The 13334-nt window shown below is 63.0% G+C and carries 14 protein-coding genes; 10 read left to right on the top strand and 4 right to left on the bottom strand.

Features of this window, described 5'->3' with window-relative positions; all coding sequences use genetic code 11:
- Window positions 1-381: 381 nt before the first annotated feature.
- Complete coding sequence (locus tag AC3A4M_RS22460; protein ID WP_498738791.1) at window positions 382-546, bottom strand: hypothetical protein; 165 nt, start codon at window positions 544-546, stop codon at window positions 382-384.
- Between the two features lie 214 nt (window positions 547-760).
- On the opposite strand from AC3A4M_RS22460, the gene AC3A4M_RS22465 reads away from it, so the two are divergent.
- The 5 genes from AC3A4M_RS22465 (at window position 761) to AC3A4M_RS22485 (ending at window position 5347) form a co-directional block, all read left to right on the top strand.
- The gene (locus tag AC3A4M_RS22465) at window positions 761-1636 is read left to right on the top strand and encodes a fumarylacetoacetate hydrolase family protein (RefSeq protein ID WP_498738792.1); all 876 of its coding nucleotides are present in this window, start codon (window positions 761-763) and stop codon (window positions 1634-1636) included.
- Between the two features lie 120 nt (window positions 1637-1756).
- Window positions 1757-3100 (top strand): GntP family permease, encoded by a 1344-nt coding sequence (locus tag AC3A4M_RS22470; RefSeq protein ID WP_498738794.1) that lies wholly within the window; start codon window positions 1757-1759, stop codon window positions 3098-3100.
- A 455-nt stretch (window positions 3101-3555) separates the two neighbouring features.
- Window positions 3556-3846, top strand: coding sequence for an HNH endonuclease (locus AC3A4M_RS22475; RefSeq protein WP_498730906.1), 291 nt, complete (start codon window positions 3556-3558; stop codon window positions 3844-3846).
- Window positions 3847-3861: 15 nt separating this feature from the next.
- Complete coding sequence (locus tag AC3A4M_RS22480) at window positions 3862-4536, top strand: DUF1326 domain-containing protein (RefSeq protein WP_498738796.1); 675 nt, start codon at window positions 3862-3864, stop codon at window positions 4534-4536.
- A 139-nt stretch (window positions 4537-4675) separates the two neighbouring features.
- Window positions 4676-5347: a DUF2182 domain-containing protein gene (locus AC3A4M_RS22485; protein WP_498738798.1), complete on the top strand. Its 672-nt coding sequence runs from the start codon at window positions 4676-4678 to the stop codon at window positions 5345-5347.
- Window positions 5348-5374: 27 nt separating this feature from the next.
- On the opposite strand, the gene AC3A4M_RS22490 is transcribed toward AC3A4M_RS22485, so the two are convergent.
- Window positions 5375-6136, bottom strand: a complete 762-nt coding sequence (locus tag AC3A4M_RS22490; RefSeq protein WP_498738800.1) for a DUF2306 domain-containing protein — start codon at window positions 6134-6136, stop codon at window positions 5375-5377.
- Between the two features lie 140 nt (window positions 6137-6276).
- On the opposite strand from AC3A4M_RS22490, the gene AC3A4M_RS22495 reads away from it, so the two are divergent.
- Complete coding sequence (locus AC3A4M_RS22495; RefSeq protein WP_498738802.1) at window positions 6277-6981, top strand: TetR/AcrR family transcriptional regulator C-terminal domain-containing protein; 705 nt, start codon at window positions 6277-6279, stop codon at window positions 6979-6981.
- A gap of 133 nt (window positions 6982-7114) precedes the next feature.
- A complete protein-coding gene (locus AC3A4M_RS22500) occupies window positions 7115-8356 on the top strand; it encodes a S8 family serine peptidase (protein ID WP_498738804.1) in 1242 nt (413 codons plus the stop codon).
- An 86-nt stretch (window positions 8357-8442) separates the two neighbouring features.
- On the opposite strand, the gene AC3A4M_RS22505 is transcribed toward AC3A4M_RS22500, so the two are convergent.
- Window positions 8443-9741, bottom strand: coding sequence for an alpha/beta hydrolase (locus tag AC3A4M_RS22505; RefSeq protein WP_498738806.1), 1299 nt, complete (start codon window positions 9739-9741; stop codon window positions 8443-8445).
- An 86-nt stretch (window positions 9742-9827) separates the two neighbouring features.
- On the opposite strand from AC3A4M_RS22505, the gene AC3A4M_RS22510 reads away from it, so the two are divergent.
- The 3 genes from AC3A4M_RS22510 to AC3A4M_RS22520 all read left to right on the top strand — a co-directional run bounded on the left by AC3A4M_RS22510 (window position 9828) and on the right by AC3A4M_RS22520 (window position 12202).
- Window positions 9828-10388 (top strand): helix-turn-helix domain-containing protein, encoded by a 561-nt coding sequence (locus tag AC3A4M_RS22510; protein ID WP_498738808.1) that lies wholly within the window; start codon window positions 9828-9830, stop codon window positions 10386-10388.
- Window positions 10389-10442: 54 nt separating this feature from the next.
- Window positions 10443-11627: an MFS transporter gene (locus AC3A4M_RS22515; RefSeq protein WP_498738810.1), complete on the top strand. Its 1185-nt coding sequence runs from the start codon at window positions 10443-10445 to the stop codon at window positions 11625-11627.
- Window positions 11628-11728: 101 nt separating this feature from the next.
- A complete protein-coding gene (locus AC3A4M_RS22520; RefSeq protein ID WP_498738814.1) occupies window positions 11729-12202 on the top strand; it encodes an SRPBCC family protein in 474 nt (157 codons plus the stop codon).
- 65 nt (window positions 12203-12267) lie between these two features.
- Here the strand turns inward: AC3A4M_RS22520 and AC3A4M_RS22525 are convergent, their stop codons facing one another.
- Complete coding sequence (locus AC3A4M_RS22525) at window positions 12268-13314, bottom strand: NAD(P)-dependent alcohol dehydrogenase (RefSeq protein WP_498738816.1); 1047 nt, start codon at window positions 13312-13314, stop codon at window positions 12268-12270.
- Between the last annotated feature and the right edge of the window lie 20 nt (window positions 13315-13334).

Here is a 13334-nt window from a genome sequence, read left to right on the forward strand (position 1 = left end):
CCGCAACCGATACCGACTCGCCGGCACACCCCTGCCCGACGCCCCGGCCCAGACCCCGCGCGTTAAGAACGGGACCGCCGCGGAACCCCCACCACAACCGGCAGAACTCTCACTGGTACCTGGCTCCGGTCCACCCGGCCAACAGGTAGAAACATTGCCGCCACTCATCGCGGCTGACAGCGCCACGACACCAGGCCATCCCAAGTCACCGTACGTTCCTACGCCCCACGAACCAGCCCAAATACCCGCCGTATCCGAGACTGCCAAGAAGGCCGTACCGGCCGACAAGCCGTTGCAGGGCGGACCGGAAGACTGGAACCGGCCATTCGACGACTGGCCGCTGCAACCAAACGAGCCGCCTTGGTGACCTACATGGCCAAGCTACATAGACTCGAGTTCCTTGCCCTTGGTTTCAGGCACGAACTTCCAGACGAACACCAGGGACAAGCGCGAAGACGCATACAGTCCGTAGGCCAGAGTCACGATGCCGACAATGCCAGCCAACGAGCCCTTGTACCTTATAGCCGCCTGCGCAGTTGCATTCAAGCAGCCCCATGCTCGGCCGCAAGAGACGGCATACTTGTTTCTTCCCGTAAAACTTGACGCACCCCGCGACGCTGGATAAAGTCGCCCTACCGCGTAGCGAGAATTAGTTTCCACATTATGAAACCGCGCCTTGGGTCGCTCACTGCTTACCGACGGCATGCCAGCTCGGATTGGGTGCCAGCGCGGATCCCAGACGACAACGAAAGGATCCCGCATGAAAGTTATGCGCATCGGCGAAGCCGGACAGGAAGTGCCCGTCTTCGTCTCCACGGAGGGGCAGGCGTATGACCTCCGGCCGGTCACAGCCGATATCGACGGGGCGTTCCTGGAAACCTGGGCACACCGGCTGGACGAGCTGCCGCTCGAGGCCTTGGCACCCTTTGACACTGCCGGCCTGCGCATCGGCGCTCCGATTGCCCGGCCCGGCGCCGTACTCGGCATCGGCCTGAACTACGCCGGCCATGCCGCCGAATCGGGCAACCCCATTCCGGAGCGGCCCATCGTCTTCTACAAGCACCCCAACACGGTAATCGGGCCAAACGACGACGTCGTCATTCCGCCCCGCGCCGAAAAGGTCGACTGGGAGGTGGAACTCGGCGTAGTAATTGGCCGGCGGGCCAGCTACCTCGCTTCCCCGGCCGACGCGGCTGCTCACATCGCCGGCTACGTGCTGGCCAACGATATCTCTGAGCGCGAGTTCCAATTGGAGCACTCGGGGGCGCAGTGGACGCTAGGAAAGTCGTCTCCCACGTTCAACCCCGTTGGACCGTGGCTTGTCCCCGCCGCTGAAGTCCATGCGGCAGCCGGTGATACCGGTGTTCGTCTTCAGTCCTGGGTCAACGGCAATCCGCGGCAGGACAGCTCCACCACGGACATGGTTTTCGACGCCGCCGAACTGGTTTACCGGCTGTCCCAGTACATGGTGATTGAACCGGGTGACCTCATTAACACCGGCACTCCGGAAGGCGTCGCCATGTCCGGACGCTTCCCCTACCTGCAGGAGGGCGACACCATAAAACTTGCCGGTGGCATCCTGGGCGAGCAGGAGTCCAAGGTGCACCAGCACGAGTTGGTTGTGCCGAAGAACTAACTACCTTGGATTCCTTGACACTGCCAACCTCAGCGTATGGACTGGGGGCCAGAGTGTTGGGCCTATGTGGCGACGGTGCCGGATAGACCTCGCCATTCCGCGTAACGGCAGGAGCAGGCCATGATCGCCCTTCACACCGCGATAGCCATCATCGTCATCATCCTGCTCATCATCAAGGTCAAAGTCGACCCGGTGATCTCGCTGATCATCGGGTCGCTCTACCTCGGCCTCGCCACCGGCGTCGGTTTCACCGCGACGATCGTTGCGATCGCCACCGGTTTCGGCGAAATCATGGGCGAGGTTGGCCTGCTCATCGGTTTCGGGGTGCTCATCGGGGCGATGCTCCATGCGATCGGCGCCTTCGGGAAGATGGTGACGATGCTCGTCAACGGTGTCGGTGCGCGCCGACTTCCGTACGCGTTGACGGCGGCGATGTCGACGATCTTCCCCTCGATTTACGTAGACGTGCAGGTTGTGCTGGCCTCGCCGGTGGCGCGCTCAAGCGGGCCCCTTATCGGCCGGACCGGCTTGCCGCACATGGCCGGTGCCCTCGGGACCGGGATCTTCGCCGGCTACGTTTTCGTGATCCCGGGACTGGCCGCGGTCTCCATAGCTGGCCTGATGGACATTCCCTTAGGCCTTTGGCTGGTCTATGGCCTAGTGCTCGGGCCGTTGACCGCGATCGCGACGACCTTGATCTTCCGCTGGCTCCTGCGCGGCCGTTATTGGAAAGCGGACAGGGACGAAGAAGTCGATAAGGCGATGGTCGAACTGGAGACCACCGAACTAGTTGAGAAGGACACCAGAACTCCCCCGCTGTTCGTCTGCTTGCTGCCCATTCTCGTACCGCTAGTGATGATCGCCTTCGGCGCCTTCGCGGAGCTGTTCGGGTTCTCCAACGACTTCATCACGTTCCTCGGCGACGCCAACTTCGCGCTCTTCGTCGGCTTGCTCGGTGCCTACGTGCTTTGCCGGCGCACTCTAGGCTCGAAGGGCACAGACACCGCAATGAGTGAAGGCTTCCACACCACCGGTGAGATCCTGCTCATCACCGGCATTGGCGGGTCCCTTGGCGCCGTCATCGGGGAGACCGGGCTCGACACGATCCTGGCCGACCTCTTCACCGCCGACGCAACAGCGCCGGTCATCCTCAGCATCTTGCTCGCCTGGGTCATCGCCGCAGTGCTGCACTTAGCAATCGGGTCCGTGTCCGTAGCTGCCATCGCGGCCGCCGGAATCATCGGCCCGGTGCTCGGCTCGATCAGCATCCCGCCGATCGTCATCGGCCTCGCCATCGCATCGGGGGCCATGTTCGCTCTTCAGGTGAACAGCAACTTCTTCTGGATGTTCAAGTCACTGCTCGGACTGTCCACTCAAGGAACGTTCAAGACCCTGACGATGGTCACCTCCATCGCCTCGGTCGTCTCGCTGCCGATGGTCATGGCAGTGGCTCTCATCGCCTAGCCGTGTTTGTCCTCGACAATGCGCCCAAGGTACCAGGCCCGGGGTTTACGGAGCCGATAGCCGACACAATCGCTGATCCAATCGACATGGTGTTCGATGGAGACCATCATGTCGTTTGAGACCGACGGGCTCAGAGGCCCAGTGATGTTGGGGGAACAGTGTCTGAACTTGGTCGCATCTATTGGTCGCGCAAATTCTTGGGGTACGCCTGCACGGCCGTGTCACTGTGGCTGCTGGCATCCGTGTTTCTCGCCCTGCAGCGGCTCGAGGTACCTCCCATGCTTGCCGCCCCAGCGGACGTGCTGGGCGGGTTGGCGGCACAGGTCGTGCCCGTTGCCGTAGCTCCTATGGTTGTGATTGCGCTGTTCGCAGTGCTTGGCGCCGTCATGACAGCTCGAGATGCCCGACGCCGCGACCCGGTGCGCCGGTTCACCAGGCAGCAGCGCCGCGATGGCATGGCCCGCGCCGGTGGGCTTTGCGAGCTGGAAGCCGGGTTCCGCCGTCGCTGTTCGCGCCCTGCCGAGCACGGAGATCACTTCTACCCGTGGTCCCGGGGCGGTGCGACTTCGCTGCAGAACTTTGTGGCTGCCTGCGCGAGGTGCAATCGGACGAAGGGGGCGCGACTGCCCTCCCCCGGCCGACAGCGGCGGCTGGAGCACCGCCGTCGTGAATATTTTTCGCCTTCAGATTCTCCTGCCGTCGGTGAACGGCGCTCGCTGCGGAACAACCTTCTACCGGCCGCCTAACTAGACGAAAATGCCTTGATTCCCCTTCTGGCCGAGAGGAAAATTCATAGCGGGGAAGCCTTTTATTGCGGAAGGGGCCTCAAAATGGCTTGGCATGTTGAAGGTACATACTTCGAAAATTGCAATTGCGACATGGTTTGTCCGTGCTCGACTTCGGGCCTTACCGCCCCGGCCGACAACGAGCGCTGCAATGCAGCACTGGCATTCCATGTAGATACCGGCGAAGTAAACGGGGTCGACGTTGGCGGCCTGAATGTCTGCATCGTCGGCGATGCACCTGCACTCATGAGCGAGGGAGGCTGGAAACTCGGCTTACTTCTGGACTCGGCAGCCTCCAAAGAACAGGCCGAAGCTCTCGCTGCAGTGTTCGGCGGCCAGCTGGGTGGCCCGATGGAAGATCTGGGTCAATTGGTTGGTGAGATGGCGGGCTCGGAGTCTATGGACATCACTTACTCGGACAACGGACGCCAGCACCAGGTCAAGGTCGGCACTGCCTTGGATGTTGCGGTCGAGGACTTCGTTTCGCCCATGGATCCTACAGAGAAGGGCATCAAAGTTAGCGGAGTGGGCTTCCCCGCCGACACCTTGGCAGCCGGTACGGCCAGCAAAGGGCGCGTCGATGTGTTCGGGATGAGCTGGGACAATGCCGGCAAGAACTCCTTCTCAGCTCCCTTCGCCTGGTCAGCATAAAGGTTCTGCGGGCACCATTCTGGCCCGTCCCCATCCGGGCCTACTGGTACTGATTGTTTGCGCCGTGCTGGCCTGGTACTTCACTGTCCTCGCCGCTCGCGGAATGCCAGCGGGTCCCGGAACCATGGGGATCGGCCTAATGGGATTCCTCGCTGGCTGGATACTCATGATGACCGCCATGATGTTCCCCGCTTTGGCCCCGCTTCTCTCCGCATATCTTCGCTCGATTCGAATCGTTCAGAACAACTGGGTCAGAGCTTCCCGCTCTGCTGCCCTGCTTATCGGCTACCTGCTGACCTGGCTATCGTTTGGCCTTGTTGCCTACGGGGCAGCTGAACTGTTCGGGATGCTGGCGGCGGAGGCACCGGACACGGCCCCGTGGATAGGAGCAGGTCTGCTTGTGTCAGCGGGGATCTACCAGCTGAGCCCGCTCAAGAATTTCTGCCTTCGGCACTGCCGTTCCCCGCTTGCATTCCTCCTCCACGTCTCCAGATACAAAGGTCCCCTCCGCGACGTCCGCGTCGGTTTGTACCACGGCATCTACTGCGTGGGGTGCTGCTGGGGCATGATGGTCGTGCTGATCCTGGTGGGCACGATGAACCTGACGTGGATGGCGGTCATAGCCGCGGCAATCCTGCTGGAAAAGACCTGGTCGCGTGGGCTCGCTTTCAGCAAGATCACCGGCATCGCCTTGATTATCTTCGCCCTGCTTGTTCCGGCGAATCCGGCTCTTTTGCCCGGGCTGCATCCGGCCCCCGGGATCTCGCAGAACATGGAACGGGACATGTCACCCGGCATGCCCGGCATGTAGCTGGACGGCGCTGATCGAAGCAAGCGATCAGAGCGACGCTGTGGCTGCCGGCGCGGCAAGGGGGCTGGAGACATTGTTCTTTCGCACCGCCCGACGGGCGCGGCGATGGATGAAGTACTCAGCGACCGCAAGGTTGATTACCCATGCTGAGCCGAGGAGTAGTGCGCGGGTCAGCACGTCGGCAGGGCCGACGAGGAGAAGCCAGGGGATGCTGACGAGTGCCTGGGTTCCCGCGGCGATGCCAATGGCGTAGCCGCGTGCCATCCATGCGCCGTGGGCGGCGAAGTCCCGGCGCCGGATCGCGAGAATGCCCATGACAATGCTCGCCACCATGGCCGAACCGAAGATCAAACGAAAAACGAGCAGAAGCGGTCCGTCGCTGGCCGGAAGGTCGTAGAAGACAGCCATCCACAGACCCGATAAAGCGACGAGCAGGCCTGCGGGTACCAGAATCCGCCCGGCAATTCGATGCCAGCTGGGCCTGCCGCGGTTGCCGCGGCGGAGCGAGGGGACGAACTGGAACGCCCCGACCAAGGAGTACACGATGGCGGCGGGAATGTGGATCAGTACAGGGATGGGCGAGTCGAAGAACCTGTGGTTGGCCGGTGTCACCTCGGCCCCGCCCGTCAGCTCCGCGAGGCGGGCCGTCCCAAAGAACACCGGGATGAGACTGACGAAGATCAAGGCGGCGGGCACGAGCCACCAGCCTCGAGTGGTTCGACGGCCGCGGGGGCTTTCCTTCATTTCTGTCCCCATCACCACAGTCGCAGTCTTTCTGCTGGCGTTCATTTCGAATCCTTTGCTGGATGGGCCGGGAGAAGCGGTCCGATTTTCCCTTTGGTGTACGGCGTACACCTGATGCAACTAAAGGTAGGTGTACGGCGTACACTTGTCAATAGAAATTGGCTGCCTAAAGAAGGGGATTCCAGATGGCTCAGCAGACGGAAACTGTACGCCGCACTCCCCTGAGCCGGGAACGTGTGCTGAGTGCCGCCGTCGTTCTTGCGGATGAATCAGGAGTCGAGTCGCTGAGCATGCGGAAGCTCGCTCAGGAGCTGGGCGTGGTGCCGATGGCGCTGTACAAGCACGTCGCGAACAAGGAAGAGCTGCTGGACGGCATGGTCGACGTCATCGTTGGCGAGATCGACACCGGTGCCAGCGGCGCGGATTGGAAGAGCTCGGTCCGGCAGCGGGTCCTCGCCGCGCGGCAGATCCTCCTCCGGCACCCGTGGGCACGCCGGGTGATCGAGTCGCGGACCAACAAGTCACCGGTGGTGCTGGAGTATATGGACTCGATGATCGGGTTGTTCCGCACTGGCGGCTTCTCGGTGGATCTGACCCATCACGTAATGCATGCGCTTGGGAGTCGGATGTGGGGCTTCACGCAGGAAGTGTTCGACGACTCCGCGAATGCCCCGGAGGAAGTGCCTCCGGAGGTGCTCCGTGCGATGGCCGAGAAGTATCCGCATGTCATGGAGATCGCCATGAGGGCGGACCACGACGACGAGTCCGTCGTCGGCCAGGGTTGCGACGACCAGTTCGAGTTCGAGTTTGCGCTGGACCTGCTGTTGGACGGGTTCGAACGCCTGCATGAACAAGGGTGGAGGTCCAGCCGAAGCTCGGCTCAGAGGTAGATAGGCGCGTCCTCGAGCCCGAAGTGCTGCTCCAGGGTGAGGCGACAGACCGCCAGCATTTCAAACAGACAGTTCCAAATTGGGGGGCATGCTTGGGCTATCCAACCAATGGAGACTAGCGCAAGATAGCTTCATGAAAAAAGTCATGTTAGCTAGCTTCGCAGCGGCAGTCATTGGATTTGGCACAGTCACCTTGGCAGCCCCCGGCAATGCAGCATCCGAATCATCACCCGCCGCGGGACAAATAATCGTCAAATTCCGCGACAACGATACTGCCTCTGACGTAATGCGCCAGCATGGCCTCAGCGAGGGCCCAGGTATCGGCAGCACTGGCGCCCGCCTCATCAAGGTACCGGCCGGTAAAGAATCCCAACTCATCCAGGCCTTGGACCGGAACCCGGCGGTTGAGTATGCCGAGCCGGACGAACTCGTTACTGCCGCTACAACTGATGAGTATTTCTCGCGGCAATACGCCGTGCACAACCAGGGTCAGTCGTTCACTAACACTGCCGGGGACCTATCTGTACCCGGGGGCAAAGTGGACGCTGATGTGGATGCCGTCGAAGCGTGGAACGTCACGACGGGTAGCGGCATAAAAGTTGCTGTTCTCGATTCGGGTGTTGCTAGCGACAACCCCGACATCACACCCAAGGTCGTTGCACGAGCCAACTTCAGTAATGGGGCAACCGGTGAAGATAATTACGGCCACGGCACCCACGTCGCCGGCATTGTTGCCGCCGCTCACAACACGGAGGGTGTCGCCGGCGTATGCCCGGACTGCACAATCCTGGATGGCAAAGTCCTTAATGACAGCGGGGTCAGCACTACATCCGGCATCGCAAACGCTCTGAATTGGGCTGTCAGCAATGGGGCCAAGGTCATCAACATGAGCATCGGACAGCGCACCTCGTCACGCACCTTGGAAACTGCGGTCAATAACGCCTGGAACAAAGGTGCTGTGCTGGTTGCCGCAGCTGGCAATACCGGTAGTCAGTCCAAGATCTACCCAGCCGCATATCCGAACGTTATTGCGGTTGCGGCAACAGACAACAACGATGCGAAAGCATCCTTCTCAACCTACGGGGCCAAGTGGGTGGACGTCGCCGCACCAGGGGTCAATGTCTACTCCACCTTCCCCAACCACGACTTCGTCCTGGCCAAGCAGTACAACCGCTCACGGGGTTACGACGTGGGCAACGGTACATCCATGTCGTCACCGATCGTCGCGGCCGCTGCCGCACTTGCCTGGACCTCACATCCTGGCGCCACCAACACTTCCGTTCGCGCCAATATTGAATCAACCGCCGACAAAATTTCCGGCACTGGCACTCATTGGGCACATGGCCGCGTGAACGCATACAAGGCCACCAAGTAGCCACCAGACCCATTGTTTCCACTTAGCAGGAAGGAGCAGCCGCGCTGCGCGGTCGCCGCGCGCGTCTGCAGAGGTAGTACTACTTTTTAGGTCGGTGGCAGGGATGCGGCCAGCACTTGCGTCCGCACCCAGTCTGCCACTGTCTCCAGCACCTCAGCATCGGTGCGCTCACGGATCTGCCGCTTGTAGTCACTGAGCATCGGCGTCCGCGGATCCCGGCGGAGCAGGTGCGTCAGGTCAGGAATGCACTTGGTTTCCACCGGTCCCGGAACCCTGCTGGCGATGATCTCCAGGTCGGCGGGGTTGACCTGCAGGTCCTTTCCGCCACTGATGGCCAGTACGGGCATGTCCAGTTGCTTAAGGAAGGGCAGCGGATCGAACTGGAGGAACTCGCGCATCCATCGGGCGTTCATCCGCCGACCCTGCATCCGCAGCACATCCTGGTCCGATGCGTGAAGCTTCACCATCGACTTCCGCTGCTGCTTGGCCAGATCCGTGCGCAGCAGTTTCAGCACCACCCGCGGGAAGGCAGGCAGCGCCCCGGCGATCTGCCCGACCTGCCACTGCGAAGTTTCCTGGCCACTGTGGGCCGATGCGGAGAGCAGGACGACACCGGCAACCCGCTCCCGCTGGCGCGCTGTGAGCGCGGTGGCGTGAAAGGCACCTTCGCTGTGGCCGACCACGAAGACCGGCAATTCCGGCGAGCGCCGCGCGACCATCTTGAGGGCCGCCGCGGCGTCGTCGTAATTATGGTGGAAGCCCGCGGCGAGGAAGGAGCCCTCGGACGCGCCGACGCCTCGCTTGTCGTAGCCGAAAGAAGCGATGCCCTCGAGCGCCAGCGCCTCGGCCAGATCGCGGGTGACGCCCAGCGGCATCCGGCGGTGGTCCGAGTTGCGGTCTACCTCTCCGGATCCGGGAAGCAAGAGGGCAAGGCCCTTCACGGGTCCGGCCGCCGGGAGAGTCCAGGTTCCGGCGAAGTTCAGGCCATCCGAGTGGAAGGTGGCGTCTTCGAGAACCGGCGACGCACTGTCACTCAAACCGGCTGCCTCCCGCACCTGCCGGGCTGCGCCTTCAACATCCTCAACCTCGACGACGACACGGCGGTACTTCTGGTCCTTCAGCGCCAACTGCACGGCCGGCTTTCCCTGATGGACGACGGCGAAGGTGTTCCCCCGGGATCCGCGCCAGGTGCCGATGCGCACGCGGCCGGGAAGTGCCAGGCCCGGCGCCCGTATGCCGGTGACTCCGGTGAAGCCGTCCTTCAGGATTTGCACGTCCTCCACCGCAGTGGCCGGTATGTTCAGATCCGGCAGCAGGCCGGCGACCTTCTCGCCTCTGCTCAGCTCCACGCGGACAACTCCATCGCTGACGACCAACCGCGCCATTGTCTCTCCGCAACTCTCGTAATCGATGTTTACAGGACCATTATTATCAATTGCGATAATGTTGTCAATAGTGAGAACATAGCTTCATGGCCAACCGATCCAGTGCAGACCTTGTCCTTCATCCGGTGCGGCTGCGGATCTGCCAGACGCTCTTAGGCAACCGCTCGCTGACCACTGCCGGCATGGCTTCGCAACTGCCCGATGTGCCGCCCGCGACGCTTTACCGCCATATCCGCACGCTCGCCGAGGCCGGTGTCCTGTCCGTCGTTGAGGAACGCCAGGTCAGAGGCACGACGGAGCGGACCTATGCCCTGGATCTGGCAGCCACCGAGCTCTCCGCAGATGCCCTGGCGTCGATGTCGCCCGAAGACCACCGGAAGGCGTTCATGGGATTCGCCGCCGGACTGCTGGCACTCTTCGACCGCTACATCGACGGCGCGCTGGACCGCGGCAAGGTGGATCTGGTCCGCGATGGCGTAGGTTACCGGCAGACTGCCCTGTGGCTGAGCGACAGCGAGTTCGAAGAGTTCGCCGGGGAGATGCGGGACGTGGTGCAGAAGTACTCTGTGAACACTCAGGGCAAGGGGCGGAAACGGCGCGTGCTGTCCACCGTCTTCATTCCGTCCGACTCACCTGTGGAGGAATAGTCCTGTTAGTCTCAGCTACCGGAGCAGGCCCGACGACAAGGAACCAGTAAACAGATGATGGCGCACGCATCCGGTTCCGTTGGAGAGTCCGGCAAGCCGCGTGCACCCGTGCCAGATTCGGTCCTGCGATCCATCGGCTTCCTCTCGTTCTTCGACCGCTTTGCCACCCCGCCCATGCTGGTTGTGCTTGCCGAGCGGACGGATTTGTCCCTCGGTCAGGCCGTCCAACTGGTGGCAGCCTACGCCTTGCTCTACGCCGTGGGGCAGCCGGTGTGGGGTTTCTTCAGCGACAGATTCGGCCGCATGGCCGTACTGCGCACCGCACTGGCGGGTGTCCTGGTCGGCGCGCTGGCGAGCACCCTGTTCAGCGCCTACCTCCCGCTCCTCCTGGCCCGGGCCTTCACCGGGCTGATGGCCGGGGCGCTGTATCCCACGCTGTTGACCATCCTGGGCGACACCCGGACCGGGATTGAGCGGGCCCGCGGCCTATCCGACCTGCAAATCTACTCGTCGCTGGGAACCACCATCGCCACCCTCGCGGCGGGCACGTTGGCCGCCGTGCTTGATTGGCGGCTGGTCTTCGCATTGCCGGCCCTTGGCTGCCTGGTCCTGCTGATCTGGCTTCGCGGGGTGGCGGGCGATGGATCGGCCCACCGCGGTGGCGCCAATTTCCGCCTGGCGTTTTCCGGCTCCGCCTTGGGGGTTTACGGTTTGGCAGCCCTGGAAGGCGCGGTGCTGATGGGCATCCTGACCTACTTCGTCCCGGCGCTGCAGAACGCCGGCATCGGGGTCACCTTGGCGGGCATCCTCGCGGCCGGCTACGGGATCGGGGTCATCCTTGGTGCCCGCCTGATGCGGCGCTTAGTTCGCCATTTCAGCCGCACTCGACTCATGGCCCTCGGCGGACTGGTCCTCGTCGTCGCCTACCTGACCTCTTCCTTGTCGCAACTGCCCGCTGCGCTGACCGCGACCGCGCTGCTGGTCGGCGCATCCAACGCCATCCTGCACTCCTCGATGCAGGGCTGGGCCACCGACGTCGCCCCGCAGGCCCGCGCCACGAGCGTGTCCCTGTTTGCCTTCTCGCTGTTCCTGGGCAGCTCGCTGTTCACCTTTTTCACCGCCGGTCTAGCGGACGAGAGGCGCTACGGCACCATCTTCAGCCTCGGTTTGATCGTCAGTATCGTCCTCGTGGCGGCCGCCTGCTGGGGTCACGCCGCCTGGAAGCGCAAGCACCCCTAGCGCCGGCGAAACGCTCGGCCCTGGCAGGCCCCGATCCCCTGCCCGCCCATCCCCGTCCCAGCCTCGATCCCAGCCAGACGGACAGGATCTACCATGGAACCATGTCACGCACGGACAAGGCCTCCCGCGTTGTTGCGGCGCCGCCTGAACGAGTCTTCTCTGCTCTAATCGACCCGGATTCGCTCACGGCCTGGCTGCCGCCGGAGGGCATGAGCGGCAGCTTCGAACGGTTCGACCCCCGGCCGGGTGGCTCCTACCGCTTGGTCCTCACCTATACGGACAAATCGACGGCAGCAGGCAAGGCCACGAGTGACACGGACGTCGTCGAGGCACGTTTCGTCGAGATCGTTCCAGGCGTCCGGGTTGTACAGGCGGTCGACTTCGAATCAGATGATCCCGCCTATGCCGGAACGATGACGATGACGTGGGAAGTCGCGCCGGTGGCCGCCGGAACTCGGGTGGATATCCGCGCCGACGATGTCCCTGCAGGCATTTCCGCTGAAGACCATGCTGCCGGCCTGGCCTCATCCCTGGCGAACCTAGCGACATACCTGGACCGGCAGCAAGGCCGCTAAGCGGAATCCTTAGGAGCGTGGCGGGGCCAATAGGAACCCGCCACGCTCCCGGTTAAGCCGCTGCGTTATACGAGAGTGGCGGCGTCGATGACGAAGCGGTAGCGCACGTCCGAGGAAAGGACGCGCTCATAGGCGTCGTTGATCTTGTCGGCGGAGATGAGTTCGATCTCGGCCCCGATTCCGTGTTCGGCGCAAAAATTGAGCATTTCCTGGGTTTCGGGGATGCCGCCGATCATGGAGCCTGCGAAGGACCTGCGCCCGCCGATGAGGGCCATGGCGTTGACCGGCAGCGGCTCCGCGGGCGCGCCGACGTTGACCATGGCGCCGTCCACGGTCAGCAGCCCCAGGAAAGCGCTGATGTCGATCGACGCGCTGACGGTGTTGATGATGAGGTCGAAGTAGCCTGCCAGTTCGGTGAAAGTGGTCTCGTCGCTCGTCGCGTAGTAGCGGTCCGCGCCGAGGCGGAGGCCGTCTTCCTGCTTCTTGAGGGACTGCGAGAGGACACTTACTTCCGCGCCCATGGCGTGGGCGAGCTGGACGGCCATGTGGCCGAGTCCGCCGAGGCCGACGACGGCGACCTTCTTGCCCGGGCCGGCACCCCAGCGGTTCAGCGGCGAGTAGGTCGTGATCCCCGCGCAGAGCAACGGGGCGGCGACGTCGAGCTCAATGCCGTCCGGAATGCGGAGCACGAAGTCCTCGGTAACGACAACGTGGGTGGAGTATCCGCCCTGCGTGATGGTCCCGTCGCGGTCGGTCACGCCGTAGGTTCCCACCATGCCGTTGAGGCAGTACTGCTCATCGCCGGCCTTGCAGTTCCTGCACTCGCCGCAGGAGTTGACCATGCAGCCGACGCCGACCCGGTCGCCGACGGCGTGCTTTGTCACCTCGGGTCCGACCTCGGTGACGATGCCGGCGATCTCATGGCCGGGAACCAGCGGGAAGGCCTGCGGTCCCCACTCGCCGCGCACGGTGTGGATGTCGGAGTGGCAGATGCCCGCGTACTTGATCTCAATCAGGACGTCGTGCGGTCCGACGTCGCGGCGTTCAATGGTCGTGGGAACGAGGTCCTCGGTGGCAGACGGGGCAGCGTAGGCGTGGGAAATGGTGGTCATGTGTTTTCTCCTTATAGGGG

The organism is Arthrobacter sp. Soil_C_60, assembly GCF_057656375.1.